General features: G+C 53.9%; 27 protein-coding genes. 20 read left to right on the top strand and 7 right to left on the bottom strand.

Annotated features, from left to right (window positions below; translation table 11 throughout):
• Window positions 1-7: 7 nt before the first annotated feature.
• Both Q4551_RS09730 and Q4551_RS09725 read left to right on the top strand, forming a co-directional pair.
• Window positions 8-805: an undecaprenyl-diphosphate phosphatase gene (locus Q4551_RS09730; RefSeq protein ID WP_303433380.1), complete on the top strand. Its 798-nt coding sequence runs from the start codon at window positions 8-10 to the stop codon at window positions 803-805.
• 11 nt (window positions 806-816) lie between these two features.
• Complete coding sequence (locus Q4551_RS09725) at window positions 817-1,623, top strand: class I SAM-dependent methyltransferase (RefSeq protein ID WP_303433379.1); 807 nt, start codon at window positions 817-819, stop codon at window positions 1,621-1,623.
• 11 nt (window positions 1,624-1,634) lie between these two features.
• Here Q4551_RS09725 and plsB read toward each other — a convergent pair whose 3' ends face one another.
• Both plsB and Q4551_RS09715 read right to left on the bottom strand, forming a co-directional pair.
• Window positions 1,635-4,088 carry a glycerol-3-phosphate 1-O-acyltransferase PlsB gene (plsB, locus tag Q4551_RS09720; RefSeq protein ID WP_303433378.1) on the bottom strand — a complete coding sequence of 818 codons (2,454 nt, stop codon included), beginning with the start codon at window positions 4,086-4,088 and terminating at the stop codon, window positions 1,635-1,637.
• A 50-nt stretch (window positions 4,089-4,138) separates the two neighbouring features.
• Complete coding sequence (locus Q4551_RS09715; protein ID WP_303433376.1) at window positions 4,139-4,399, bottom strand: SlyX family protein; 261 nt, start codon at window positions 4,397-4,399, stop codon at window positions 4,139-4,141.
• A gap of 138 nt (window positions 4,400-4,537) precedes the next feature.
• On the opposite strand from Q4551_RS09715, the gene Q4551_RS09710 reads away from it, so the two are divergent.
• Window positions 4,538-4,981 (top strand): cold-shock protein, encoded by a 444-nt coding sequence (locus tag Q4551_RS09710; protein ID WP_303433375.1) that lies wholly within the window; start codon window positions 4,538-4,540, stop codon window positions 4,979-4,981.
• Between the two features lie 102 nt (window positions 4,982-5,083).
• On the opposite strand, the gene Q4551_RS09705 is transcribed toward Q4551_RS09710, so the two are convergent.
• Entirely contained in the window at window positions 5,084-5,848 is a 765-nt protein-coding gene (locus Q4551_RS09705) for an inositol monophosphatase family protein (protein WP_303433374.1), read from the bottom strand.
• A gap of 191 nt (window positions 5,849-6,039) precedes the next feature.
• Here Q4551_RS09705 and Q4551_RS09700 point away from each other — a divergent pair, with 191 nt between their 5' ends.
• The 13 genes from Q4551_RS09700 (at window position 6,040) to Q4551_RS09640 (ending at window position 19,420) form a co-directional block, all read left to right on the top strand.
• On the top strand, window positions 6,040-6,951 hold the full coding sequence (locus tag Q4551_RS09700) for an RNA methyltransferase (protein WP_368501382.1): 912 nt from the start codon (window positions 6,040-6,042) through the stop codon (window positions 6,949-6,951).
• Entirely contained in the window at window positions 6,944-7,846 is a 903-nt protein-coding gene (gene cysE / locus Q4551_RS09695) for a serine O-acetyltransferase (protein ID WP_303433373.1), read from the top strand. Before Q4551_RS09700 ends, cysE begins: the two co-directional genes overlap by 8 nt.
• A gap of 163 nt (window positions 7,847-8,009) precedes the next feature.
• Complete coding sequence (iscR, locus tag Q4551_RS09690) at window positions 8,010-8,492, top strand: Fe-S cluster assembly transcriptional regulator IscR (protein WP_303433372.1); 483 nt, start codon at window positions 8,010-8,012, stop codon at window positions 8,490-8,492.
• A 427-nt stretch (window positions 8,493-8,919) separates the two neighbouring features.
• Window positions 8,920-10,092: an aminotransferase class V-fold PLP-dependent enzyme gene (locus Q4551_RS09685; RefSeq protein ID WP_303433371.1), complete on the top strand. Its 1,173-nt coding sequence runs from the start codon at window positions 8,920-8,922 to the stop codon at window positions 10,090-10,092.
• A gap of 108 nt (window positions 10,093-10,200) precedes the next feature.
• Entirely contained in the window at window positions 10,201-10,626 is a 426-nt protein-coding gene (ndk, locus tag Q4551_RS09680; protein WP_303433370.1) for a nucleoside-diphosphate kinase, read from the top strand.
• Window positions 10,627-10,705: 79 nt separating this feature from the next.
• Window positions 10,706-11,824 (top strand): 23S rRNA (adenine(2503)-C(2))-methyltransferase RlmN, encoded by a 1,119-nt coding sequence (gene rlmN / locus Q4551_RS09675; RefSeq protein WP_303433369.1) that lies wholly within the window; start codon window positions 10,706-10,708, stop codon window positions 11,822-11,824.
• An 11-nt stretch (window positions 11,825-11,835) separates the two neighbouring features.
• Entirely contained in the window at window positions 11,836-12,636 is an 801-nt protein-coding gene (locus Q4551_RS09670; RefSeq protein WP_303433368.1) for a tetratricopeptide repeat protein, read from the top strand.
• Between the two features lie 25 nt (window positions 12,637-12,661).
• Complete coding sequence (gene ispG, locus Q4551_RS09665; protein WP_303433367.1) at window positions 12,662-13,771, top strand: flavodoxin-dependent (E)-4-hydroxy-3-methylbut-2-enyl-diphosphate synthase; 1,110 nt, start codon at window positions 12,662-12,664, stop codon at window positions 13,769-13,771.
• A 54-nt stretch (window positions 13,772-13,825) separates the two neighbouring features.
• A complete protein-coding gene (gene hisS, locus Q4551_RS09660; RefSeq protein WP_303433366.1) occupies window positions 13,826-15,106 on the top strand; it encodes a histidine--tRNA ligase in 1,281 nt (426 codons plus the stop codon).
• Between the two features lie 82 nt (window positions 15,107-15,188).
• On the top strand, window positions 15,189-15,848 hold the full coding sequence (locus tag Q4551_RS09655) for a tetratricopeptide repeat protein (protein WP_303433365.1): 660 nt from the start codon (window positions 15,189-15,191) through the stop codon (window positions 15,846-15,848).
• Window positions 15,848-17,089, top strand: coding sequence for an outer membrane protein assembly factor BamB (gene bamB / locus Q4551_RS09650; protein WP_303433364.1), 1,242 nt, complete (start codon window positions 15,848-15,850; stop codon window positions 17,087-17,089). Before Q4551_RS09655 ends, bamB begins: the two co-directional genes overlap by 1 nt.
• 75 nt (window positions 17,090-17,164) lie before the next feature.
• The gene (gene der, locus Q4551_RS09645; protein WP_303433363.1) at window positions 17,165-18,673 is read left to right on the top strand and encodes a ribosome biogenesis GTPase Der; all 1,509 of its coding nucleotides are present in this window, start codon (window positions 17,165-17,167) and stop codon (window positions 18,671-18,673) included.
• Between the two features lie 111 nt (window positions 18,674-18,784).
• On the top strand, window positions 18,785-19,420 hold the full coding sequence (locus Q4551_RS09640) for a bifunctional 2-polyprenyl-6-hydroxyphenol methylase/3-demethylubiquinol 3-O-methyltransferase UbiG (protein ID WP_303433362.1): 636 nt from the start codon (window positions 18,785-18,787) through the stop codon (window positions 19,418-19,420).
• Window positions 19,421-19,442: 22 nt separating this feature from the next.
• Here Q4551_RS09640 and Q4551_RS09635 read toward each other — a convergent pair whose 3' ends face one another.
• Window positions 19,443-19,955 (bottom strand): glycine cleavage system protein R, encoded by a 513-nt coding sequence (locus Q4551_RS09635; RefSeq protein WP_303433361.1) that lies wholly within the window; start codon window positions 19,953-19,955, stop codon window positions 19,443-19,445.
• A 310-nt stretch (window positions 19,956-20,265) separates the two neighbouring features.
• On the opposite strand from Q4551_RS09635, the gene Q4551_RS09630 reads away from it, so the two are divergent.
• The 4 genes from Q4551_RS09630 (at window position 20,266) to Q4551_RS09615 (ending at window position 24,050) form a co-directional block, all read left to right on the top strand.
• Entirely contained in the window at window positions 20,266-20,925 is a 660-nt protein-coding gene (locus Q4551_RS09630; protein WP_303433360.1) for a YbhB/YbcL family Raf kinase inhibitor-like protein, read from the top strand.
• A 62-nt stretch (window positions 20,926-20,987) separates the two neighbouring features.
• Window positions 20,988-21,227, top strand: coding sequence for a hypothetical protein (locus Q4551_RS09625; protein WP_303433359.1), 240 nt, complete (start codon window positions 20,988-20,990; stop codon window positions 21,225-21,227).
• Window positions 21,228-21,393: 166 nt separating this feature from the next.
• Entirely contained in the window at window positions 21,394-22,605 is a 1,212-nt protein-coding gene (gene alaC, locus Q4551_RS09620; protein WP_303433358.1) for an alanine transaminase, read from the top strand.
• Window positions 22,606-22,751: 146 nt separating this feature from the next.
• Entirely contained in the window at window positions 22,752-24,050 is a 1,299-nt protein-coding gene (locus tag Q4551_RS09615; RefSeq protein WP_303433357.1) for a homoserine dehydrogenase, read from the top strand.
• A 107-nt stretch (window positions 24,051-24,157) separates the two neighbouring features.
• On the opposite strand, the gene bcp is transcribed toward Q4551_RS09615, so the two are convergent.
• From bcp to nrdB, 3 genes are read right to left on the bottom strand one after another with little or no spacing between them, the layout of a single operon-like run.
• Complete coding sequence (gene bcp / locus Q4551_RS09610; RefSeq protein WP_303433356.1) at window positions 24,158-24,637, bottom strand: thioredoxin-dependent thiol peroxidase; 480 nt, start codon at window positions 24,635-24,637, stop codon at window positions 24,158-24,160.
• Between the two features lie 46 nt (window positions 24,638-24,683).
• Window positions 24,684-25,169, bottom strand: a complete 486-nt coding sequence (gene yfaE, locus Q4551_RS09605; protein WP_303433355.1) for a class I ribonucleotide reductase maintenance protein YfaE — start codon at window positions 25,167-25,169, stop codon at window positions 24,684-24,686.
• 17 nt (window positions 25,170-25,186) lie between these two features.
• Window positions 25,187-26,317, bottom strand: coding sequence for a class Ia ribonucleoside-diphosphate reductase subunit beta (nrdB, locus tag Q4551_RS09600; RefSeq protein ID WP_303433354.1), 1,131 nt, complete (start codon window positions 26,315-26,317; stop codon window positions 25,187-25,189).
• Between the last annotated feature and the right edge of the window lie 148 nt (window positions 26,318-26,465).

Here is a 26,465-nt window from a genome sequence, read left to right as displayed (position 1 = left end):
ACCAATCGTGGGAATTTTTGAAACTGTTGTCTTGGCAATTCTGCAAGGGATTACCGAGTTTTTACCGATCTCCAGCTCGGCTCACCTGATTTTACCCTCACAGGTGTTCGGTTGGCCGGATCAGGGACTGGCGTTTGATGTCGCGGTGCATTTTGGCACCTTGCTGGCGGTTGTCTGGTATTTCCGCAATGAGCTGCAACGCATGATTGTCGGTTGGGTCACGACCGGGTTTAGCCGCACCCCCAATGAAGATGGTCGCTTGTCCTGGATGGTGGCGATTGCCACGGTACCGGCGGTGATTGTTGGCTTGCTGGGTGAGAGTTTTATTGAAGCCAACCTGCGCTCGACCATGGTGATTGCAACCACGACAATCCTCTTTGGTGTGGTACTGGGGCTGTCGGACCGCTGTCAGTCACGCCGTCATAGCCTGGTCGAGATGACCGTTGCCCTGGCTCTGATTATCGGGGTGGCTCAGGCGCTGGCACTGATTCCAGGGACTTCGCGTTCTGGTATCACCATGACGGCGGCGCTGTTTTTGGGTTTTCATCGCCTGGATGCGGCCCGTTTTTCCTTCCTGTTGTCGGTCCCGCTGATTTTGGCAGCATCCGGCCTCAAAGTGGTGGAGCTGATTCAGGCTGCCGATGGAGTGGACTGGTTTAGCCTGTTGCTGGGGATGGCGGTGTCGGGCATCAGCGCCTGGGCGGGGATTCACTACTTCCTGCAGCTGGTCGACAAGCTGGGTATGCTGCCGTTTGTGATTTACCGCTTGTTGCTGGGTGCGATGCTGTTTCTGTTTTTTGTCTGAGTGGCAGCACCATGGCTGAGTTGATTTGTTTGGCGCCAGAGTATGCGGCTGAAGCAGCGGTCTGGTCTGAACGTTATGGCCTGACGGCGGCCACTGTGGAGCGGCTGCAGCAGCCCGGTTTTCATTTGTGTCTGGGTGGCGATGGCTTGTCGCTGCGAGAAGGTGCAGGTGGCAAGGCGGTGGTGCGAGTTGATTTTGCGGCCGGTGCTACGGCGCATCGTCGCCGTTTTGGTGGCGGGCTGGGTCAGGATATCGCCAAAGCGGTTGGCGTTTCCGGGGCTTATCAGCCAAGTGTTATCGATGCAACCGCCGGCTTGGGACGCGACAGCTTTGTGCTGGCAACACTGGGCTGCCAGGTGGTTGCCCATGAACGGCAACCGGTCGTGGCGGCCTTGCTGGACGATGGGTTGATACGTGGTCGACAAGATGTTGAAGCCGGGGACATTGTGCGCCGTATCCGTTTTTCGTTTGGCTCCAGCCATACGTTACTGATCCCGGAAGCGGATATGGCACGTCGGCCGGATGTGGTCTATCTCGACCCTATGTTTGGCGAGGATGCCAAGGGGTCGGCCCAGGTTAAAAAAGACATGCAGGCATTCCGGTCGCTGGTGGGGGGTGATGCGGATGCCGATGAGTTACTCGATGCTGCGTTACAAGCGGCGCGTTGCCGGGTGGTGGTAAAGCGGGGCCGCAAGGCGGCACCGCTGGCCAATCGTGCTCCTTCCTATGCCCTGAGGGGCAAGTCCAATCGCTTCGATGTGTATGTGTTGGCGAAAGTGGCGCCATTGGCTGAGTCAGCTTCTGGCGCTTGTATATGATCGGTTTCTGTCTATATACAGCGCAGGATGCTGTGACGCATGGGGCCGTCGAGCGCCTGTTCGAGCTGCTCGGTCAATGTGACCAGGGCTTCACCAAATACCAGTACCCCATGGTTGTCTTGTCGGGTCAGAATCTGCTGTTCCAGTAGCTCTGCAACCAGAGTCCGGAACAAGCTGGTATCAAAGAACTCGGGGGCATTCAGGCCATGTAGCAAGCTGATTCGCTGAGCGATCAGTGAGCATTGCCGCTCCAGCTGCTCTGCCGTCAGGGTAGCGGACCGCCGCTGACGCAGCAGGGCCAGTGTCAGGTAATAACGTTCCAGGGTTGGCATCATCAGGGTTGCCAGTGCCGTGAGTTCGGTATAACTGGCTTCACGGTCATCCACGGCGCAATAGTGATGGTTGCTGCATTCGAGATAGTCGGCCTGGCACAGGGTGTCGAGCCAGTCGTTAATCACTGCTTCCAGTTGTGCCTTTGACCAGGGTAAAAACAGCTCGGCCTGCAAATAGGGGTAAAGGGTCAGCACCAGAGCGTGTAATTGTTTGGCCTGGTGTGGCTGGCGGTGCACCAGCAGGCAACTCAGTACCGACGGGATGGCCAAGAGGTGTAAGACGTTATTGCGATAGTAGGTCAGGGCGATCGCGCGGCGATCGTCGGCGTATATCAGGTCGCCCATGCTGTGGCTCTGGCGCTGGATGCTGCCAAGTGTCTCGGCTTGCTGAATCCAGTCGCTGGCACTGCCTTCTGTTACCTGGGTACGATTGCTGAGTGGTTGTTGCCGAATCAGGGCTGCCCAGTTTTCCAGTCGCTGGATCAGGACGCTTTCTTCCATGGCTTCACGAGGGCTGGTCAGTAGTGCCATGGCGACCAGGTTGATGGGGTTGACGGAGGTAGCCTGATTGATACCTGTGACGATACGCCGGGCCAGTTGATCGACCACTGGCCGTGCCCAGTCCGGGCGGTAATGATGATCGGCAGCAGTCTGTTGACGCCAGTCGGGGTACTGCTGGTTCAGGAATTCGGTCAGGTAGATCGGTTCGCCGAAAGTAACCTGTACCTTGCCAAAATGGCGTCGAAAGGACTTCAGTGTGGCGAAAACACCAAGCAGGCTTTCTTGCCGTTTTTTCTTGCCATTCAGTTCTTTCTGGTAGCTGCCTGCTTCAAAGACCTTTTCGTAGCCCAGATACACGGGCATAAAGAGAATGGGTTTGCGGCAGTCACGCAGATAGCTGCGCACCGTCATGGCCAGCATGCCGGCTTTGGGCTGCAGGGTTCGACCAGTCCGACTGCGGCCTCCTTCAACAAAATACTCGGCTGCATAACCCCGGGTAAAAATACTGTGTAAATACTCGTCGAACACCGCGGCATACAAGGGGTTGTCACGAAATGAACGACGCATGAAAAATGCCCCGCTTCGACGTAATATGGGTCCCGCCACTGGCAGATTCAGATTGATACCAGCAGCGATTTGCGGCAGTTGCAAGCCATTGTGATACAGCACGTAAGACAACAACAGGTAGTCAATATGGCTGCGGTGACAAGGGACGTAGATGATCTCGTTATCGCGGGCGGCTGTTTTGAGCGGGTCGATATGGTTGACCTGAACGCCGTCATAAAGGGTATTCCAGACCCAGCTGAGCAGGACATCCATAAACCGCACCGTGGTATAGGAAATATTGGAGGCGATTTCGTCGGCATACTGGCGTGTTTTCTGACGCGCCTGGGGCAGGGTCAGGTTCTGTTCCTTTATCGCCTGTTCAATGGCTGTCTGCACCAGTGGGCGATTCGGAATCTGGCTGATCAGGGTACGACGGTGAGAGAGATCAGGGCCAATGACAGTGGCGGAGACCTGACGGAAATGGATACGCAGCAAGAGCGCGGTTTTACGGGCCAGGCGGTGGGGAGTGCGAGCCTTTTGCGCCAGCTGTTGCAGTGATAACGGTTGGCTGAAATGGACAAAGGTATTGCGGCCATTAAATAAAATCGCCAGCAGGGTCAGAAGACGGCCACCAAACGAGCCGCTGTTTTGCAGCCAGATACGCAGGAAAGAGCCTTCTTTTTGGGGGCCTCGGCCCCAGAAAACCCGTACAGGAACCACTTCAAGAGGACGATCCGGGTGGGCCAATTGCCATTCGGCCAGCATTTTCAGTGAATCGCAGATGACCGGTTTGCCAGCACGGTGGAAAAGGCTTCTTGAACGGCCGTAAACATGGAAAAACGATGGCAGTCCCGTCTGGTTGAGCGAGTTGGCGGCATCCAGGGGGCTGGCCCAGTTCAGCTCCTGTACTTCGCGGTCAATGACCAGGGTTTCTGAGAGCGAAGGATAAAGCAGGGCATAAACCCGCAAGGTATTGTGGGTGGCGGGTTGTTGGGCCGGGCCAATCAGGCGGGTTTTGATCAGGCTGTAAAGTAGTGCCTGCAGCCATCCAAGTGGCCGCAGTTGCCAGCGAGAGAACCGGTTCATCGATACTGTCCTTTTGTGTGATCCCTTTGGGGTGATCGGGCGGGCACAGATTAATAGTGTGGAGGTGGGGCATCATCCTGGCTGGATTTGAGGTCGCCGGTATTGGCTGCCAGTTGTTCCAGACGGCGATTCATCAGCTGCATGGCCTGACGAGCAAGGGTGAAGTCTGCCGACAGGTGAGTGATTTGCTCATTCAGGGTGTCGACGGTTTCATCCATATAGCTCAGCCGGGTTTCCAGCTCAGTAATACGGTCGAGCAGCTGCAGTGTGTCAGAACGGTGCTGATCGGGGGTCTTTGTACTACTATTCATACGGGTTTGCTCACTGTGTTGGGGGGCAATGGCTATCATATTGATTTTTTAAGGGATTTAGGATTTCATGCGGAGAGGCCCGATGGCCTCATGATCCAGAATTAAAAACAGTTTTAAACGTTAATTATAGGTATCGCAATGGTTCGTAAATTAAGTTTGGCATTACTGACAGCTGTTATTGTGTCAGTCGCTTTGTGGTTGTCGTTTCAAGGGCTGATGGATGGTGTTTCATTGCCCGCTGGTTTGGTCTTGATTGTCTTTGCCGCTGCCTTTGGCGCTGGCTTGCTGGTGGTTTCACTGGGTAATGCCAGTGTTGAACAGCCAGTCAGCAGTCGCAGCAGCACCGGCACTGTGGTGGAGGAAGATGTTGAAGATGGACGTGAACGAGGCGTAGTGAAATGGTTTAACGTCAAAAAAGGATTTGGCTTTATCACCTGGGATAACGGTGAAGATGTGTTTGTGCATTTCCGTTCGATTCGTGGTCAAGGGCATCGTTCCTTGGCAGAAGGGCAGCGAGTCAAGTTTACTGTGGTGCGAGGCGATAAAGGCCCTCAAGCCGAAGATGTCTCTGCGGTGCAGTAAGCCTGCTGATACTGCACAAAAAAAGCGGCCTTGGCCGCTTTTTTTGTGGGACCTGCCAGACCATTGGATAGAAAATACCCAAGGATGGCAGTCGAATGCCTGTTAGTCTTTGAACATCAGGCTTTTGAGCAAGCGTGGGTTGCTGACCAGCAAGTTACCGCCCTGGCGCACACGTGGTTCACCATGGATATCTGAGATCAGACAGCCCGCTTCAGAGGCGATCAGACCGCCAGCGAGCAGGCTGAATTCGTCAACGTTGCTTAATGCGGCGGCCTGGAAACGGTCGGCGGCGACATAGGCGATAGACAAGGCATTGGAACCGATATTACGCAACTCATAGGTCTTGCCCATCAGTTTCATAATACGTTCGCGCTGGACGTAGGCATCTTCACCAACACCAACGGGCTGGGTATAGCCAACGATGGCATCGGACAGATTGTTGATCTGGCCGCAGCGGATACGACGGCCACTCAGTTGGGCACCACGTCCACGGGAAGCCGTAAATTCATCGCCATTGATTGGGTTGGTTACCACCGCATGCTCGGTTTTGCCATTGATCTGGCAGCCAACGATAATGGCAAACGCAGGGATACCGACACGGAAGTTGGCGATATCATCAATGACACAGATCTGCCAGATTGGCTGTTTCTCAACACCTGAGTTCACACCGGTTTCACGGCCGTTATAGCTGTGCTCCGGATAGGACTTTTTCAGTTCAAAGATGATGCTTTTTTCCAGACCAATGGTGCAGTCTGCAATAAACTTCGCTTTTTCCTGATCCGTACTCTGGTACGAATCGAAGCGGTCCAGTCGGCGGACCAAATCCTGACCCGCATTGCGCGCAGCGCGCAACGCCAAGTTCACCATGGGCTGCATTGCGATAACTATCTCTTAAAGAACGGGGAACCGGTGATTATATCAGTACTGCTCTGGTTGGCGAAGCATGTTTTCGCTACACTTCGCGGTTTTTAGCAGTTCCTGCCACATAAATCAGACGATTGGCGGGTGCTGCGTCCAGCAAGCCATCCTTGATGGTTGCACAGTGAAAGGTGGGTGAAGTGATTTCAGACGCAGGTGACCATTATCCTCTGCTCGATGCCATTGACATCGTGATGGTAAATACCACGCATTCCGGCAATATTGGCGCTGCTGCCCGGGCCATGAAAAACATGGGGCTGGGGCAATTGATTCTGGTTGATCCGATCGCGACCGTTAACGATGAGGCCCTGGCACGTTCATCCCGGGCGGAGGATATTCTGCAGCGGGTGCGTATTGTACCAACCCTGGAAGAGGCCATTGCCGATGCCAGTCTGGTCGTCGGCACCAGTGCTCGCAGTCGGCATATTCCCTGGCCTTTGATGACCCCAAGGCAAGCGGCCGAGAGTGTGTGTCAGGTAACAGGAACCGGCGCTCGTGCGGCGTTGGTGTTTGGGCGAGAGTCCCGCGGCCTGACCAATGAAGAACTGCACCTCTGCCATGCCCATGTTCATATTCCGACGGTGGAATCCTTTTCCTCCTTGAATGTTGCGCAGGCCGTTCAGGTGTTGTGTTACGAAATGCGACTGGCAGCCATTGCGGCGGCGGATAACCATGCCGACAACACGGCGGCGGTGATGGGGCAACGCTGGGGAGTGGAATGGGATCACCCGCCAGCCACACACAAGGAGCTGAACGGCATGATGTTGCACCTTGAGCAAACACTGGTGGATATCGGCTTTCTGGACCCAAATACCCCCAAGCAACTGATGACCCGATTACGTCGCCTGTATCAACGGGCGGAGCCAGACAAGATGGAAATCAATATGGTGCGCGGTATGTTGGCAGCGATACAGCAACATGCTGGACGTCGCCAGGATCAACCAGTCACCGATGTATCATTCTCACCTCAGACACCACCGCGATCGGATGCCCAGCTACCGATGGATGATGCCATTGATGGTGCTACCCAAGGGAGCCATTCTGATGTTTAAACAACTCCGTGAAGATGTCGCCTGCGTCTTCGAGCGCGACCCCGCAGCCCGTAATACGTTTGAAGTCCTGACCACTTATCCGGGGGTTCATGCCATTTTGCATTATCGGCTGGCCAATGGTTTATGGCGTCGTGGCTTCAAATGGTTGGCACGGCTGTTATCGACCGGCAGTCGCTGGCTGACGGGTATCGAAATCCACCCGGGTGCGACGATTGGTCACCGCTTTTTTATCGATCACGGCATGGGCGTGGTGATTGGGGAAACCGCAGAGATCGGTGATGACTGCACCCTGTATCACGGCGTCACCCTGGGTGGCACCAGCTGGAACAAGGGCAAGCGTCACCCGACCTTGCACAACGGTGTTGTCGTGGGTGCCGGTGCCAAGGTATTGGGGCCAATTGAAGTGGGCGAAAATGCCCGTATCGGCTCCAATGCGGTCGTGACCAAGCCCGTGCCGGACGGCGCTACCGTGGTGGGGATTCCTGGTCGTATTGTACGGATGGCAGGCAAGAAAAATCCCTTGCCAGAAGGGACTGTCCGTATGGCTGAAAAACTGGGATTTGACGCCTACGGTATTGCCGATGGTACCCCGGACCCGATTGCTCGCTCGATCCACAATATGATGGATCATATGGATGCGGTGGACAGCAAGATTGATCGCATGTGCAAGGCCCTGCATCAGGTGGGTATTCATAACTGCGACGACGCACTGCCAGAGCTGGAGCGGGAGCATTTTGTCTGCCTGGGGGATGATCAGGATGAGGCAACGCCAGATTCGCTTGGCGCATCCAAACAAGGCGCGGTGGATAAGGATGAATTACCAGCCACCGAAGCACCAAACACTGCAGCAACAGAAGCTGAACCTGAACGGACTACTGAACGGACTTCTGATTGAAGCCCCTCAGAGGGCTGATCAAAAGGCCTGTGTGGGTGGATCAGAGCGGTGAGAACTGAAACCGGGGCAACGGACAGGCTTTACCGCTTACTTTACGTTTTACTTAGTTGACTGTATTAGTCGGATATAAACATAATACCGACCCGATCGGAGGAATTGTTATATGCGACTGACAACCAAGGGCCGCTACGCGGTGACAGCCATGCTGGATCTGGCCATACACGCAGAAGATGGCCCTGTCAGCCTGAACGATATATCTGGACGGCAGGGCATCTCCCTGTCGTATCTTGAGCAGTTGTTTGCTCGTTTGCGACGTCGTGAACTGGTTTCCAGTGTCCGTGGGCCGGGAGGTGGTTATCGTCTTGGCCGGGCAATGGATACCATCAATGTGGCAGAAATTGTTGATGCCGTGAATGAATCCATGGATGCCACGCGCTGCAGTAAACGCGGAGATTGCCAGAAGGGTGATGAATGCCTGACCCATCATCTGTGGCTGGATCTGAGTGAGCAGATACACGATTTTCTGTCGGCCATCAGCTTGCAAGAACTGATTGCCCGCCAGGAAATCCAGCACACGGCACACCGTCAGGATATGCAGACCGGCAATCGTATCAATGCATTTTTATCGGATGCCATGAACGGCTAGCCCTTGCAGCCTTGCAGAACTGTTCTTTTCTGGCGCTGACAGCAACGCAACAAGCGTATGGCAAACACGGTCAAACACGGCCTTGTTTGATCATCTTCACCGTTGGCACTCGGTAACAGCCAGGGGCAGTGACAGACAAGCGGGTGTTTGAACGGTGTCTTTGGGTTAACGGATCGACCTGCTTGGTTTGATTGGATGGTTTGATTGAACGGTTTGATTGGATGGTTAGGTTAGCCGGATCAAAGAGGTCCGCGACGCCATAAGCCGACCAGTCGTATCAGGAGAGTAAACTGCGGTTGTTGTCGATCAGCGGCAATTTTGCGTTATTATTCCCCGTTGCCGCCATGTGTTTACTGTATTCTGACGCTCTTGGTGGCAGCGCTACACTATCTGTTATCTGTTTCGCCCGATGTGATTTGGATCTGCAATGAAAACCCTTTATCTTGATTATGCTGCCACGACGCCAGTTGACCCGGCGGTGGCTGAGGCCATGACGGCTTGCCTTACCATGGATGGCAATTTTGCCAACCCGGCTTCACGCTCCCATCGCTTTGGCTGGCAAGCGGAACAGGCGGTTGAAAAAGCCCGGCGTCAGGTGGCTGACGTATTGGGTGCCGAACCGCGTGAAATTGTCTGGACCTCCGGTGCAACAGAAAGCAATAACCTGGCCCTTAAAGGGGTGGTTGAATATTACCGCCGCCATCATCCGGGCAAATCCTGCCATATCATCAGTTCCGCCATTGAGCACAAGGCGATACTCGATACCCTGGCCTGGCTGAAGCAACAGGATGTCGCCATTACCCTGCTGACGCCAGATGCCGATGGTCTGATCCAGCCGCAACAGGTCGCCGATGCCTTGCGGGACGATACCGTACTGGTTTCCCTGATGGCGGTGAACAACGAAATCGGTACCCTGACGGATATCGCCGCAGTGGCAGAGCAGTTGAGTGATCACCCGGCGCTGCTGCATGTGGATGCTGCCCAGGCGGTTGGCAAGCTGCCGGTGAATGTTAACCACTGGCGGGTAGATCTGTTATCGGTATCGGCCCACAAGTTTTATGGCCCCAAAGGCATCGGCGTGTTGTATGTACGCCGTCAGCCACAGGTGCATATTGATGCCCAGATTCACGGTGGTGGCCATGAGCGCGGCATGCGCTCAGGCACCTTGCCAACCCACCAGATCGTCGGTATCGGTACGGCTGCGCAAATGGCCGCGACCCTGCTGGCGGAAGAGTTACCGCGTATCACGGCCTTGCGCGAGCGGTTACAGCAGGCCTTGCTGGAGTTGGGGGATGTCTATCTGAATGGCCATGCCCAGCAGCGGGTTGCTGGTCTGCTTAATCTGTCATTTGACGGGGTTGACGGTGAAATCCTGCTCGCTTCATTGGCGCAAGTGGCGGTATCGTCCGGGTCGGCCTGTACCTCTGCCAGTATCGAGCCTTCTTACGTGTTAAAAGCCATTGGACGCAGCAATGCGCTGGCTCATGCCGGGCTGCGTTTCAGTGTCGGCCGTTACACCACTGAGGACGATATTGACTTTGCCATTGAGCAGGTGAGCCGGATTGTAACGCGGTTACGTCAGCAGACCAGCCGGGGTTGAGACGGGGTTGGGTCTGACAGCGGTTACATGCGTACACCTTTTACCAAAACGTGCGTATAATCCGCCGGATTTTTAACCCCCTGAATACATTTACTATTGGAGTTACACATGGCTGTTGAACGTACACTGTCTATTATCAAACCAGATGCCGTTGCCAAAAATGCAATCGGTGACATCATTGCCCGTTTCGAAAAAGCTGGCCTGAGTGTTGTTGCTGCCAAAATGGTGCGCCTGGATGATGATAAAGCAGGCGGTTTTTACGCTGAGCACAAAGAACGTCCTTTCTACAAGGATCTGGTTGGTTTCATGACTTCTGGTCCTGTCGTTGTACAGGTTCTGGAAGGTGAAAACGCTATCCTGCTGAACCGCGAACTGATGGGTGCAACCAACCCTAAAGAAGCTGAAGCCGGTACTATCCGCGCTGATTTCGCTGAAAGCATTGATGCCAACGCAGTACACGGTTCTGATTCTGCAGAATCTGCTGCTCGTGAAATTGCTTATTTCTTCTCTGCTGACGAAATCTGCGCACGTTGATTTTGTCTGAACGGGAGCGGTTTGCTCCCGTTCGTTCTGTTTTTTCCTGCTCGGAAGCGCTACGCCAGGTAACTGCTTGATGACCGATACCACTCAAAAGATCAATTTGCTGGGCTTGTCTCCAGTAAAAATGGAAGCTTTTTTCACCGATATTGGTGAAAAGAAATTCCGTGCCCAGCAAATGCTGAAGTGGATTCATCAGTATGGCGAAGCCGACTTCGAAAAAATGACCAATATGGGCAAGCCTTTGCGTGCCAAACTGGCTGATCTCGCCGAGATCCGTCTGCCTGAAGTGGTCTATGAAAATATTTCTGCCGACGGTACCCGCAAGTGGGTAATGCGTATGCCTGGCGGCAGCTCGATTGAAACCGTGTACATTCCGGAAAAAGAACGCGGCACCCTGTGTGTCAGCTCACAGATAGGTTGCTCGCTGGATTGCAGCTTTTGCTCCACCGGCAAGCAGGGCTTTAACCGTGATTTGACAGTGGCGGAAATTATTGGCCAGGTCTACGTCGCCTCGATGAGTTTTCATGAGCCTGGTGAACGCCGTGAACGTCGTATTACCAATGTGGTGATGATGGGCATGGGCGAACCGCTGTTGAATTTTGATAACGTCGTCGATGCCATGCATCTGATGATGGAAGACAATGCCTACGGTTTGTCGAAACGTCGGGTAACGCTGAGTACTTCCGGTGTGGTGCCGATGCTGGATAAGCTAGGAGAAGTCACTGACGTCTCGCTGGCGGTATCACTGCATGCCCCGAATGACGAGTTGCGTAACCAGCTGGTACCGATCAACCGCAAATACCCGATTGCCGAGTTGATTGCTGCTACCAATCGTTATCTGGCAAGGTTGCCGGATCGACGCAAGGCGACCATTGAATACACCATGATGGATGGTATCAACGACAGTCTGGAACAGGCGATTGAGCTGGCAGAGTTGCTGAAACAGGTACCTTGCAAGATCAATCTGATTCCATTTAACCCGTTTCCTAATTCTGGCTACAAACGTCCAAGCAATAATCGCGTGTACCGTTTCCGTGATTATCTGGTCAGTCAGAATCATATTGTGACAATACGTTCGACACGCGGCGATGATATCGACGCCGCTTGCGGCCAGCTGGTCGGCAAGGTCGAGGATCGTACTCGCCGCAGTGAGCGTTATATCAATGCGGTGCAACTGGATTCCAACCAATAAGGCCCTCAGGTATGAGACAGCTCCGTAATATCTTGCAGCAATTGGTCATGATTACCCTGGCACTGGTTTTGACGGCCTGTGTAACCACCACCGAAAGCCGCTTGCAAAAAAACAAGAACCCGGACAAGGCGCTGGAAAACTACACCCAGCTTGGCTTTGGTTACCTGCAACAGAATCGCCCGGACCTGGCCCGCCAGAGGTTGCAAAAAGCACTGGCCATGGACCCGAATCATGCCCCTGCCAACGACGCCATGGGGCTGGTGTGGCAAATGGAAGCCGAGTACGACCTGGCGGAAGATTTTATGCGTAAGGCCATTGCCAACGACAGCTCGTATACCGCCGCCAAACATCATCTGGGACGGCTGTATATCCAGATGAAAGAGTATGACAAGGCGAAAAAATGGCTCGAAACGGCAGCCGGAGATCGTTATTACGACAGCCGCGCCAGTGCGTATAACGACCTGGCGATGAACTATTACCGCCAGAACCAGCCGTCCAATGCCATTGACAGCTATATGGAAGCATTACGTTTGTCGCCATACAGTGTTGATGCGCTGGTGAATGTCTCCACCCTGTTGTTTGAAGCCCAGCGCTACGATGAGTCACGCAAGTATTTTGACCGTCTGGATCGCCTGGTCAGCAAGGGTAACACCCGTCATACATCGCACAGCCTGTGGCTGGGTATCAAGCTGGCGACGATTCGTCAGGATACCGACAAGGTCATTACGCTGGCGACGCAACTGAAAAAACAATTTCCGAATTCCAACGAATACCGTCTGTACCAGGAATCCCTGGACAGCAGCAACGATTGATAACCGGTACGAGCGAGACTGACTGATGCATTTTGAAAATCCGATCAAACGTCGAAAAAGTCGCAAGATCATGGTCGGTGACGTCGCGGTTGGCGGTGATGCACCGATCTCGATCCAGACCATGACCAACACCGAAACCACGGATGTCGCGGCTACGGTAGCGCAGATTCAGCAGGCTCAGGATGCTGGTGCCGATATCGTGCGGGTTTCTGTCCCTTCTATGGATGCTGCCGAAGCCTTTGGCCGGATCCGCAAGCAGGTCAATATTCCGCTGGTGGCCGATATTCACTTTGACTACCGCATTGCCTTGCGTGTGGCTGAACTGGGAGTGGATTGTTTACGTATCAACCCCGGTAATATTGGCCGTGAAGACCGTGTGCGTGCGGTAGTGGATGCTGCTCGTGACCATAATATTCCGATTCGGATCGGTGTGAACGCCGGTTCGCTGGAAAAAGATCTGCAAAAAAAATACGGCGAGCCAACCCCGGAAGCGCTGGTGGAATCGGCCATGCGCCATATCGATATTCTCGATCGCCTCGACTTCCAGGAATACAAGCTGAGTCTGAAGGCCTCCGATATTTTTATGACGGTGGCCGCTTACCGCCAAATCGCCAGCCAGATCGAACAGCCGTTACATTTGGGTATCACGGAAGCTGGTGGCTTGCGTGGTGGTACGGTCAAATCCTCCATCGGTCTGGGCCTGCTGCTGTGGGACGGTATCGGTGACACCATTCGTGTGTCGCTGGCAGCAGACCCGGTACAGGAAGTCAAAGTCGGCTGGGATATGCTGAAGTCACTGAAAGTGCGCTCCCGAGGCATCAACTTTATTGCCTGTCCCAGCTGCTCACGACAAAACTTCGATGTTATTAAGACCATGAACGACCTGGAAACCCGGGTCGAAGATATTCGCACCAATATGGATGTAGCGGTGATCGGTTGCGTGGTGAACGGTCCTGGTGAAGCCAAGGAAGTTGACCTGGGTCTGGCCGGTGGTCAGCCCAACCTGGTGTATATCGATGGCAAACCGGCCGGAAAGCTGAACAACGAGACGCTGGTGGATGATCTCGAACGTCTGATTCGTGAACGTGCCGACCAGCTCGACAAAGAACGTGACAATCTGATTGTCTCCGGCTGAGACCGCAGAAAGCAGAATTTGAGACTGCAGAACTACAGGAATAACCCAGAGATTATGTCCAAGAAAATAAAAGCCATTCGCGGCATGAACGATATCCTGCCAGCGCAAAGCCCGGTGTGGCAGTACCTGGAAGGTACCGTCAAGGATCTGCTGGCTGGACATGGCTATGATGAAATCCGGATGCCGGTTGTTGAGAGCACCAACCTGTTCAAGCGCTCGATTGGTGAAGTGACGGATATCGTCGAAAAAGAAATGTACACCTTCGATGACCGTAATGGCGACAGCCTGACGCTGCGCCCGGAAGGTACCGCCAGCTGCGTACGTGCCTGTGAAGAACATGGCTTGCTGTACAACCAGACCCAGCGGTTATGGTACACCGGCCCGATGTTTCGTCATGAGCGGCCACAAAGAGGCCGCTATCGCCAATTCTTTCAAGTGGGTGTGGAAACCTTCGGTATTGCCACCGCAGATATCGATGCCGAACTGATTTTGATGACAGCCCGCTTATGGCAGCAACTTGGCCTCAAGGATGTGGTCACACTGCAGCTGAACACTTTGGGCAGCAACGCCGCCCGGGCTGAATATCGGGCCGCTCTGGTGGCGTATCTCAGTCAGTTCAAGGACCAGCTTGACGAAGACAGTCAACGTCGTCTGGAAAGCAACCCGCTGCGGGTATTGGATTCGAAAGATCCCAACACCCAGGCGCTGCTGGCTGATGCCCCGCAGTTGCACGACCATCTCGATGACGACAGCCGGGAACATTTTGCCAAACTGCGTGCCATTCTGGATGCCGCCGGGGTTGCTTATGAAATCAACCAGCGTCTGGTACGTGGGCTCGATTACTACAACAAGACCGTGTTTGAATGGGTCACGGACCAGCTTGGCTCCCAGGGCACTGTGTGTGCTGGTGGCCGTTACGATGGTCTGGTGGAACAGCTGGGTGGCAAACCGACCCCGGCGGTGGGTTTCGCCATGGGGATTGAGCGGCTGATCCTGCTGCTGGAAACCCTGGATGTGATTCCTTCGGCGGTCACCCAAACCGTCGATCTGTACCTCTGCGCCATGGGTGAAGGGTCAGACATGGCCGCACTGTTGCTGGCCGATCGCTTGCGCGAAGAACACAGCTGGCTGCGGATACAGTGCCACTGCGGCGGTGGCAGCTTCAAGAGCCAGATGAAAAAAGCCGATAAAAGTGGTGCTCGTTTTGCCTTGTTACTGGGTGAGAATGAATTGGCAGCAGAACAGATCACCATCAAGGATTTACGGAATGATGCTGAGCAGCAAACCATTGCCCAGTCCGGCTTGTCTGATTGGCTGGCTGAAGCAATGCTGTAACAGCCTGACGGCTGAACAGTGCTTACACTGGCATTAATAGATATCGAATGAACATAACGAATACGAATAAGGTAGCCAGGTCATGACAGAACTGCGTACGGATGAAGAACAGGCAGAAATGCTCAAACGCTGGTGGGATGAAAATGGCAAGAGCACGCTGATAGCCATTGTGTTGGTTGCGGCTGGCTGGTTGGGCTGGAATTATTATCAGACCCAGCAACAGACCACCGGAGAAGCGGCATCAGCGCTGTATTCCTCACTGACTGAAAAAGCCTCTGCAGCTATCATGTCTGGTAATGAGGCCGCCCAGCAAGAAGCAATTGCCCTGGCTGAGCAGCTGAAAAGTGATTTTGGCAAAAGCACTTACAGTCAGTTTGCCAGCCTGTTTCTGGCGCGCTTTGCTGCGGATAACGGTGATATGAACAGTGCGGCTGCCGAGCTGAGAGCCTTGGTTGATAGCGCTGAAGCGCCAATCAAATACCTGGCCACCGCGCGTCTGGCTGATGTACTGGTTGAACTGGATGATACCGATGCGGCGCTGGCTCTGGTGAGCGATGTACCGGACCCGGCTTATGCCCCCCAGTATCTGGAAGCCCGTGGTGATGCCTTGTTCCGCAAAGGCGACCGCGCAGCAGCCCGGGTGGCCTATCAGGAAGCGCTGGATGCTGCTGCCGTACTGGGTGTGGATACCCAGCTGCTGCAACGCAAAAGCGATTTTCTGATCGCCGCTGAGGACGCCTGATGCTGAGCGGTCTGAAATTTGGCCGCCAACGGCTGGTCGCTGGCAGAGTCACCCGCACCGGGTTACTGTTGGCCGCCGTTCTGGTCAGCGCTTGTTCTTCGCAACCTCAAACCGATGCCGAGAGCCTGCCTTCATTGGGCAGTAATGGCCTGGATATTGTCTGGCGCACTCATATCGGGGATGGCCCGGGTAGCAATTACAGCCGTTTGCAAGCCGTGGCTGCGGACGATGTACTGTATGCCGCCGATACCTCCGGCTCTGTCTGGTCGCTGGCGTTGGACTCCGGTCGCACGCTGTGGCAACAGGCGCTGGAAAAACCGGTATCGGCCGGTGTTACGCTGGCCGGTGAGCATCTGTTTCTGGTAACGGTTGATGGCGTGCTGCATAGCCTGACAGCTGATCAGGGCCAACCTGTCTGGCAAGCCCAATTGTCCAGTGAAGCGGTGGCTGCTGCGGAAGTGGATGACGAGCGCGTCTATGTTCACACCATTGATGGTCGGGTCTCGGCCTTTGATCGTTATAGCGGGGAACAACGCTGGTCGTATGAAACCGCGATGCCGATTCTGTCGGTACGCGGCACCGCCGCCCCTGTGGTATCCGGTGAACTGGTAATACTGGGTTTGGCCAATGGCAAGGTGATTGCGCTGGACCGGCGTTTGGGTATTCCGCGCTGGGATGTCCGCCTGGCAACACCGGAAGGTCGTTCCGAGCTGGAACGCCTGGTGGATGCAGACGGCACCGTAGTGGTTGAAAACCAACTGATTTATGCCGCCAGTTATCACGGCAAGGTAGCCGCCATCAGTGCCACAGGTGAAACGCGCTGGGAAGAAGATGGCTCAAGCTATACCAGCCCGGTGTTATCTCTGGGTAACGTTTATCTGACTCTGGATGACAGTAGTATTCGCGCATTTGATGTGTATGGTGGTGACCCGGTCTGGACCCAGGGCAGTCTGAAAGGTCGCCAGCTGGGAGGCGTCGAAGCTTACCAGAACAATCTGGTCGTCACCGACAGCGAAGGCTTCCTGTATCTGCTCAGTCAGGTGGATGGTGCCTTGCTGGCGCGTTTGTCTCTTATTCCCAATGCTTTACACGTCAGCTATCCTAATCAGTCGGAAGCCACTCGCTGGCGGCAGCTGCATGGCCGTGACTTTGGTGTGCGTAGCCCCTTGCTGGTCACCGACAGGGGCGTAGTGGTCTATACCAATGCCGGTGACGTTATGCTGGTCACTGCAGAAGAATAGTCTTGCTGCTTTCATAGTGATCAGCGTTGTTTTTCCGGGGAGCTTATTGGCTCCCCTTTTTATCTGAGGTATTTCATGGTTCCAGTCATCGCTTTGGTGGGTCGTCCCAATGTTGGCAAGTCCACTCTGTTTAATCGTCTTACCAAGTCTCGCGATGCACTGGTAGCGGAAATCGCCGGGCTGACCCGCGATCGTAAATATGGTGAAGGCAAGGTCGGCGAGCGGCCGTTTATTGTTATTGATACCGGCGGTATCAGTGGTGAAGAAGTCGGTATCGATGAAGCCATGGCTTCCCAGAGCTTTCAGGCGATACAGGAAGCCGATATCGTCTTTTTTATGGTTGATGCCAGCGCCGGTATTCTGGAAGGCGACCGGATGATCGCCAACTACCTGCGTAAAAGCGGCAAGTCGGCTTATCTGATTGCCAACAAGATCGACGGCAAAAACCCCGATGTTGTATTGGTTGAAATGTACGAACTGGGCATGGGCGAACCGCTGGGCATTGCCGCAGCACATAACCGTGGTGTTTCCTCACTGATAGATCATGTGATGGATGAGCTTCATGGGGTCTCCGACGAACCGGTTACTCACCCTGAAAACGACTGGCACTACGTTTGGGATGAAGGCGAAGAAAGCCCGGCGGAAGAAGTCGTACACGAAGAGCTCGACGTCAAAGGCATCAAGATCGCCGTGGTCGGGCGTCCGAATGTGGGCAAGTCGACGCTGGTGAACCGCTTTTTGGGGGAAGACCGGGTTGTGGTCTATGACGAAGCCGGTACCACGCGTGACAGTATTTACATTCCCTATGAGCGTCATGGCCAGGATTACACCCTGATCGATACCGCCGGGGTGCGACGTCGCAAGAATATCAGTGAAGCCGCCGAAAAATTCTCTATTATCAAAACCCTGCAAGCCATTCAGGATTGTCATGTCTGTATTCTGGTGCTGGATGCCCGTACCGGTATTGTTGAACAAGACCTGCATATGCTCAGCTTTGTGCTGAACGCAGGCCGGGCTCTGGTGATTGCCATCAATAAATGGGATGGCATGGAAGCGGATGAAAAGCAGCGCGTCAAAGATGAAATTGACCGCCGCTTTGATTTTCTGACGTTCGCCGATATGCACTTTATTTCGGCCTTGCACGGTACGGGTGTCGGCCATCTGTATGAATCGGTTGACCAGGCCTACGAATCGGCCATGGGCAAATGGCAAACCAATATGCTGACCCGGATTCTGGAAGACGCTGTGGCAACCCATCAACCGCCGATGGTACGTAATCGGCGGCCGAAATTGCGTTACGCGCACCAGGGTGGCTCCAACCCGCCAGTGCTGGTGATTCACGGTAATCTGGTGAATGACTTGCCGGATGATTACAAACGTTATCTGGCCAATACCTTCCGCCGGGTACTGGCCATCAAGGGCACGCCCATTCGGGTTGAGTTCCGTCAGGGCGAAAACCCGTTTGCAGACAAGCAGAAAGAGGTTCGCCACCGTCGCAAGAGTCGGGCAGAGGCGGTGGTCAAAACGGCGAATATTCGTCAGATCAAACTCGATAAATATCGTAAAGCACGTAACAAACCCTGAGTTGTTGCCGGGCTTAATGTTTGAAATCTTGCCCCTTACCGGTGTTGTGATAGGGTGAGCGCAAACCGCCGTTACGATTGTCGTAGCGGCGGCGCTTTTTTTGAGGTTGTCATGCCATCTCCCACTGCCAGTGTTGATTTTTACCATCGCCATGCCAAACGGCTGGCGGACTGCTATGACGGCCTGACCGTTGAGCAGGTTCACGGTAGCTGGCTGCCTCTGGTGCCTGTGCAGCCAGGAGCACGAGCGCTGGATGTCGGAGCCGGTTGCGGCCGGGATGCCTGCTGGTTAGCGCAACAAGGCTGGCATGTCACTGCGGTGGAACCGGCAGCCGGCATGCGTGAAATAGGTCAACAGCGGTCAACGGCACTGGAATTGGGATCAGACCAGCTGCAATGGATTGATGACTCCTTGCCAGCCCTGAAAAAAGTACCGGATGAGCGTTATCAGCTGATTCTGCTGTCAGCGGTCTGGATGCATTTGTCCATTGCGCATCGGCCAGTCGCTTTGCGGCGACTGGTACAAATGCTGGCTGATACCGGTGTGATTGTGATGACCTTGCGCAGTGGTTCCGGAGATCCTGAACGGCCGATGTACCCGGTCAGTGCCGTTGAAGTCAGAGCCATTGCCAAGCCGCTGAAAATCTCGGTAGAAGAGTTGACCCCAAGAGCTGATCGGGGCGACCTGCTTGAACGCCCTGAGGTCAGCTGGCAAACGGTGATTTTACGGCGCGACCGGGATAGCTGACGATGGCCGCTGGCCGGTCGGTTCAGACGGGGGTTACTTCGACCATCAACTCATCACTCAGCTGTTCCAATGCGGCGGTCAGTGTTTCGTGATCCAGAGTGTCGGGAACCTGTAATTCTGCCCGGGCTTTGAACAGGGATAACGCAGACATTTCTGCCTGGGCGCATTCGCTGCTTAATTCCAGTACATTCACCTCCAGGGTGGCCAATACCCTGGATACGGCCTGGACAATTCCAGGGCGGTCATTACCCACCAGACTCAGGTTCAAATGGTGGCTGCTGCGGTGATCTGGCAAGCCAGCTTCGGCCCGAATCTCGATGCCCTGGCTTGCAAGTGCTGCCAGTTCGGTTTGTAACTCATTGGCAGCGGCAGACTCTTTGAGAGTCACCAGAATAATACCGGCAAACTTGCCCGCCAGATTGGCAAGATGGCTTTCGGTCCAGTTGCCATGGTGGCGACTGATCACGGCGGCAATTGTTTCAACAATGCCGGGCTTGTCATCGGCAATGACAGTCAGAACCAGAGATAACGTCATAAATAAAAAGTACCTGAAAAAATGAAAAGGGCATTTTGTGATCAGGGAGGTGTCGTCAAACGCCCTGAGATCAAAAGACTAGCAAGGAGATAGGCCCTTGTCTTGGTTGAATACAAGCCGCTTGTTCTTTCCCCGAACGAGCCTGGCAGCAGGGTGTCAGTACTGACTGACGCTATGGTCGCTGCCCGCTGTCTGGTGGCTCCGGGGCATTGGCCCTACAATGCTCAGCCCCGGATAGCCTGGCTGATCTTCGACTTGACAGTCCTGTCGGAGATGACGGGATGATACAAAGAGATGGTGGATTATGAATATGAATGCAAGCATAACGGCGCTCGCGATCGCAGGCCTGGTATTGCTGATGCCAATGACAGTCCGGGCCAATGACGGTCTTGAACTGACCAGCCGCGCATTTTCCGATGGTGGTGCATTACCGCTTCAATTTACCTGTGACGGTGGTGGCATGTCTCCACCGCTAAGCTGGAGTGGGGTGCCGGATGGAACCCGGTCGCTGGTGATCATTATGGATCATCAGCCCAGGCCAGGGCCGGAACCACAGCTTCCGCGAGCACCCGAATCCAGTTCCAGGCCCAATCCTGACACTGGCAGTCGGGCAGACGGTGGCACACAGCCACCGCCATCAAAAGGACCGGAGGGCATACGCTGGTACTGGAGCATGTACAATATTCCACCAACGGTGGCGGGTACGGAAGCCGGGCAGTCGGTTGGTACACTGGGGAATAATATTGTGAACCAGAAAAACGAATATGCTCCGCCTTGCTCGAAAGGTCCGGGCATCAAAGTCTATACCTTTCATCTTTATGCCCTGTCAAAATCCTTGGATTTGACGCCCGCAGACAAGGTTTCTGCCACCATGTTGCGAAAACACATGCATGATTGGGTGCTGGCATCGGATTCGTTAAGCGTCAGCTTTGAACGGACAGCCATTCCGGCGCATGACAAAAAACCGTAAACATATCGGCTGTGAAACAGAGTCGCTTCGATAAACAATCGCTTTTTCAGGAAAATGGACACATGTTAGGACGCATTATTGTAGGACTCGTGATCGGCATGTTCGCTGGGTTTGTCTTATCCAGTGATTCAACACTACTCAGGGATAAAAGAAACCTGATGCTGGCGTTTCTCGCCTTGATCATTATTGCCTTTATCGGTTCTTCGTTTATGTTCGGCGCACTGTACGGTGTGATGGCCATCGGGGAAGTGGCGTTGGGTCATTGGCTGATACGTAAAATAAAGACGATGCCAAAATCATAATATTGCAGGCTTTCACGGCATCGACACGGAAGCCCCGACGGTGCTTCCTACATGGCTCCATGCCCGTCGTTGCCTTGCGCTACAGCACCAGGCGTGGGCGTAACGGCACGCCTTCCATTGATCAAAGCGCCGCCATCCAGTAGCCTGTTGGGCTTTTCTGCCATTGATGAAAGAGTCCACCATGAACAAGCATTTTCCGCGTATTGAGCGTTTGCCCCCTTATGTTTTCAACGTTATCGGTGAGTTGAAAATGGCGGCGCGAGCCCGTGGTGAAGACATCGTGGATTTATCGATGGGGAATCCGGATCAGGATACGCCACAGCATATTGTCGACAAGCTGGTTGAAACGGTGCAAAAAGAAGGCACGCATCGTTACAGCCAGTCGAAGGGCATTCCACGGCTGCGCAAAGCCATGGCTAACTGGTATAAAAACCGCTACGACGTTGAGCTCGACCCGGACACTGAAGTGATTACTACAATAGGCTCCAAGGAAGGTCTGGCGCATTTGGCGCTGGCGACGCTTGGCCCCGGGGATGCAGTACTGGTGCCCAATCCGGCTTACCCGATTCATCCTTATGGTTTTGTATTGGCCGGTGCGGATATTCGCCATGTGCCAATGACTCCGGACGTGGATTTTTTTGCCGAGCTGGAAAAAGCCATCAAAAACAGCTGGCCCAAACCCAAAATGCTGGTGCTTAACTTTCCCGGTAATCCGACCGGGCAATGTGTTGAGCTGGATTTTTTTGAACGGGTGGTCGAGATGGCCCGCGAACACCAGATCTGGGTAGTGCAGGATTTGGCCTATGCTGATATCGCCTTTGATGGTTATCAACCGCCGTCGATTCTGCAAGTTGAAGGTGCCCGGGATGTGGCGGTCGAATTTTTCTCGTTGTCCAAAAGCTACAATATGCCGGGATGGCGGGTCGGTTTCTGTTGCGGTAATAAAGACCTGATTCACGCCCTTGGCAGGATCAAGTCTTACCTTGATTATGGTACATTCACTCCCATTCAGGTGGCGGCTATTGCGGCTCTGGAAGGCGACCAGTCGGTGGTGCACGAGATCTGCGAGATGTACAAACATCGGCGTGATGTGTTGTGCAAAGGCTTGAATGATATGGGCTGGCAGGTCGATATTCCCAAGGCCACCATGTTTATCTGGGCACGTATTCCTGAGCCATATCGGGCGATGGGATCACTTGAGTTCAGCAAAAAACTCTTGCTGGATGCCAAGGTCGCTGTGTCACCGGGTATCGGTTTTGGTGAATACGGCGACGACCATGTACGTCTGGCCCTGATTGAAAACGACCAGCGTACCCGTCAGGCACTGCGTGGTATCAAGCATATGCTGCGCAAGGATGGCCATTATCAGGGTGACTGAACTGGGCTGACAATTCGCACCAGGCAGCGCGATATGCGGCAAGGCAAGGCATTACAGCCGCTAAAATACAGTGAACAATATATAAAGAACGGTGATCAGCCACTGCGCTATAGCGTTCGATTTTATCCAGCAAAGAGGAGAAGACCTTGAAACCGGTAAAAGTAGGTATCTGCGGTTTAGGTACAGTCGGTGGCGGTACATTTGATGTACTGACGACCAATGCGCAAAACATTGCACGCCGGGCAGGTCGCGAGATTATTGTGGCGCAGATCGGAGCTCGTCGTCCGAATCCCGCTTACGACACCAGCACTATTCCCATGACTAACGATATTTTTGAGGTGGCCAAAAACCCTGAAATCGATGTAGTGGTGGAGTTGATTGGTGGTTATGAGGTCGCTCGTGAGCTGGTATTAACGGCGATTGAGCACGGCAAGCACGTGGTGACTGCCAACAAGGCATTGATTGCCGAGCATGGCGCAGAGATTTTTGCCCAGGCAGAAGCCAAGGGCGTGTCGGTGATGTATGAAGCCGGTGTTGCCGGTGGTATTCCTATCATCAAGGCGCTGCGGGAAGGGCTGGCCGCCAACCGTATCAACTGGCTGGCAGGTATCATCAATGGAACCGGCAACTTTATCCTGACCGAGATGCGCGATAAAGGCCGGGATTTTAACGATGTGTTGGCAGAGGCCCAACAGCTGGGTTATGCCGAAGCAGACCCTACCTTTGATGTTGAAGGCATTGATGCGGCCCACAAACTGACAATTCTGGCATCGATTGCGTACGGTATTCCGTTGCAATTTGATCGTTGTTACACCGAAGGCATCAGCAAGATTACCCGGGATGACGTTGAATTTGCAGAAGAGCTGGGCTATCGCATCAAGCACCTGGGGGTCAGTCGTCAAACAGAAAAAGGCATTGATTTACGTGTGCATCCGACCCTGATTCCGGAAGCCCGGCCGATTGCCAAGGTAGATGGCGTATTAAACGCTGTGATGGTGAACGGTAATGCCGTTGGCGATACGCTGTACGTTGGTGCGGGAGCCGGTGCTGGCCCAACAGCCTCTGCTGTTGTTGCGGATATCATTGATCTGGCGCGGACGCTGGAAGCCGATGCCTCGGTGCGGGTGAACCATCTGGCGTACAACGAAATCGAAGATGAGCAGGTCCTGCCGATGGAAGAAGTGGTCACTTCGTATTATCTGCGCCTTCAGGTGCAGGATAAAACCGGGGTGCTGGCATCGGTAGCCACGATTCTGAGTGAGCGCGGCATTAATATCGAAGCCATCATTCAAAAAGAACCCAAGGAAGGGGAAGAGCTGGCGCAGATTATTTTGCTGACTCACCGTATTGTGGAAAAAGCCATGAATGCGGCGATTGCAGCGATTGAAGCGCTGGAAAGCACCGTGGGCGCAGTAACCCGGATCCGGGTTGAGCAGCTTGACTGACAGACACTGATAGCAGACAGATGATAGACACAGGCGGCCGTTCTGGCCGCCTTGTTGGTTTTTCTCCGACGCTTTTTCTCCGCATGCAGTCAGGCGGCCGAAAGGACTCAGGCGCTGGTCAGCAACGCAATCACATCATCGTGATGGCTTTTGGTTTTTACCTTCGGCATCACATGCTGAATGATACCGTCTGCACCAATAATAAAGGTGATGCGGTTGATCCCCATATATTCCTTGCCCATGAATTTTTTCAGGCCCCATACCCCATAGGCTTCGGCAATCTGATGGTCTTCATCCGAAAGCAGGTCGAAGTTGAGTTGATCGCGGTCGATAAATTTTTGTAACCGGGCGGGTGCATCCGGACTGATACCAACGGCAACGGCGTTGTGGGCCGCCAGCTCTGCCTGACTGTCCCGCAGTCCACAGGCCTGGGTGGTACAGCCTGGCGTCATGGCTTTGGGGTAGAAATAAAGAATCAGGGTTTTACCCTGGTAATCGCTGAGTGACACGGTGTCACCGCGCTGATTCAGTGTGGTAAAGGCTGGTGCCGGAGTTCCGGCTTCTGGTAAGACAAGTGCGCTGCACATAAGGCTCTCCTTATATTCGTTGGATTCATTAGCGCTGCTACAACCGCTACAGCTTGATCTTGACGTCGCTGCGAGGGATACAGCAGCACAACAAGATCTCGCCTTCATTCAGCCAGGCCAATGGGTCGTTGGCGTAATGCACTTCACCACTGAGCAGCTGGGCACGGCAACTGCCACAATAGCCTTCCCGGCATTGAAAGTGGACATCGATCTGCTGGGCTTCTAGAGACTCCAGCAAGTTAGCTGCGTATTGGAAACGGGCCTGATGCCCATCATTGAGAGTAATGGCAAAAACAGGCGGAGCCATACCCTCCAGCTCGAGCTGGGGTGTCAGCTCCGGCTGTTCGGGGTCACGCTCCGGCAGATATAACTCAACCTGTTGGGCAGAGCTGTCGGAGGTAGCCGGAGGGGGCTCCAACTCGAACGGCGGCAGTCCGGTGCCGCTGTCCGGTTCGATGTTGCCATCCAGCTCAAAGCTGTCGTTCGCTGACGAAGACAGATCCTGGTGGTTGCTCTCCGGGGGTTGACTCATGGGGTATGGACGACTCATCAAAGATCAAAGTCGCCGAGATCGTTGGTGTCAACTTCACTGTCGAGAGCACCGACCAGGTAGGAGCTGATTTCAGATTCCTGTGGAGCGACCTGGACGTTGTCGCTGTTTAACCAGGAGTTGATCCAGGGCAGCGGGTTGGAGCGGGCTTCAAAAATACGATCAAAGCCCAGGGCGGCGATACGCTGGTTGGTGATGTATTCAACGTACTGACAGAGAATATCCTTGTTCAGGCCAATCATGGAGCCGTCCTTGAACAGATAATCGGCCCATTCTTTTTCTTGCTGGGCGGCTTCGGCAAAGATACGGACAACATCGGCCTTGCACTCTTCGGCAATCACGGCAAAGTCGGCATCATCTTTACCGCGAGCAATAATTTGCAGCATATGCTGGGTGCCGGTGAGATGCAGCGCTTCGTCACGGGCAATCAACTTGATGATTTTGGCATTACCTTCCATTTTGGCCCGTTCGGCAAAAGCGAAAGAGCAGGCAAAGCTGACGTAAAAACGGATGGCTTCCAATACGTTGACGGACACCAGGGTCAGATACAGACGACGCTTGAGCTCGTGCATATTGACTTCAACGGTCTGGCCGTTGACGGTATGAGTACCTTCGCCCAGTTGCTGGTAATAATTACTCAGTTCAATAAAGCTGTCGTAGTAATGTGTCACTGAGACCGCCCGGCGAGTGATGTGCTCGTTACGGGTGATGTCGTCAAAAATCGTTGCCGGATTGGGCACGATATTACGGACAATATGGGTATAAGAGCGGCTGTGAATGGTTTCACTGAATGACCAGGTTTCAATCCAGGTCTCAAGTTCCGGCAGCGAGACTACGGGCAAAAATGCCACGTTGGGAGAACGCCCCTGAACCGAGTCGAGCAGGGTTTGGTATTTCAGGTTGCTGACGAAGATGTGTTTTTCATGATCGGGCAGATCAAGAAAATCCTTACGGTCGTTAGTCAAATCCACTTCTTCAGGGCGCCAGAAAAACGACAGTTGTTTTTCGATCAGATTTTCAAAAATCTTGTGTTTCTGTTGATCATAACGGGCAACATTGACGTGCTCGCCAAAAAACATGGGCTGTTTGAAGGTATCAAATTCGTTGCGGTTGAAGGTGGTGTAGGCCATAGCCAGTATCGTCTCGCTGGCCTGTTCGGCCGTTGTCATTCTTCGGATTGAAAAGACCCGTGTGCGCTTCCTTACACAGCGGGTTGTTGCCGGTACTATCAACATAGCGTGTTGATTGTACCGGCCTTGTGCAGTGTTAAAAGAGAAT

It is taken from the genome of Oceanobacter sp. 5_MG-2023 (genome assembly GCF_030548165.1).
GTDB lineage: Bacteria > Pseudomonadota > Gammaproteobacteria > Pseudomonadales > Oceanobacteraceae > Oceanobacter.
Note: the sequence above shows the minus strand (reverse complement) of the source record. Positions and strands in the feature narration are given on the sequence as shown.